The 704-nt window shown below is 75.7% G+C and carries 2 protein-coding genes; one reads left to right on the top strand and one right to left on the bottom strand.

Going from position 1 to position 704, the window contains the following annotated elements; translation table 11 throughout:
• The coding region (locus D8M29_RS12730; RefSeq protein ID WP_148111636.1) for a DNA repair exonuclease at positions 1–286 on the bottom strand (286 nt) is incomplete at its 3' end.
• Positions 287–352: 66 nt separating this feature from the next.
• Here D8M29_RS12730 and D8M29_RS12725 point away from each other — a divergent pair.
• Positions 353–704: ADP-ribosylglycohydrolase family protein (locus D8M29_RS12725; protein WP_174233381.1), on the top strand; the 352-nt coding region annotated here is incomplete at its 3' end.

Here is a 704-nt window from a genome sequence, read left to right as displayed (position 1 = left end):
GTCCGCCGCCGAAGCCGAGGCGCACCGCCGAGTCGTGGTTGCCGCTCGTGAGCACCACCTGGGCGCCGGCCGCGTGCAGCCGGGAGAGCGTCCGGTCCAGCAGCCGGACGGCGTCCGCCGGCGGCAGCGCGCGGTCGTACACGTCCCCGGCCAGCAGGACGGCGTCCACGCCGCGCTCCGTCACGGTCGCGACCAGGGCGTCCAGGACCTCCTCCTGGGCCTCGAGCAGCCCGGTGCCGTGGAACGACCGGCCCAGATGCCAGTCCGAGGTGTGCAGCAGGATCATGCGGCCCACTCTAGGGAGGGTGCGGACGGGATAAGCACGACGCCGCACGGCTCATACGATGGCGGCATGTCCGCCACCGCGCCCGAGCCCCCCGCCTCCTCGTCCACGCCCCTGCCCGGCCCCGAGCACGCCGACCGGGTCCTGGCCCTCCTCGCGGCCGGCGCCGCCGGGGACGCGCTGGGCGGCGTCGTCGAGTTCACCCCCGCGTCGGGGATCGCGGCCGTGCACGGCCCCGCCGGCGTCACCGACGCCGCGGACCTGCTCGCCCAGGAGGGCGCCCACGCCCTGCCGATCACCGACGACACGCAGCTGACGCTGTACGTGCTCGACGGCCTGCTCGAGTGGATCGAGTGGCAGAACGACGGCGTCCCGGCCGATCCCGCCGCGTGCGTGTGGCTCGCGTGCCTGCGCTGGTTCA

The sequence above is a fragment of the Micrococcus sp. HSID17227 genome, assembly GCF_003989405.1.
Classification (GTDB): domain Bacteria; phylum Actinomycetota; class Actinomycetes; order Actinomycetales; family Micrococcaceae; genus Micrococcus; species Micrococcus luteus.
Note: the sequence above shows the minus strand (reverse complement) of the source record. Positions and strands in the feature narration are given on the sequence as shown.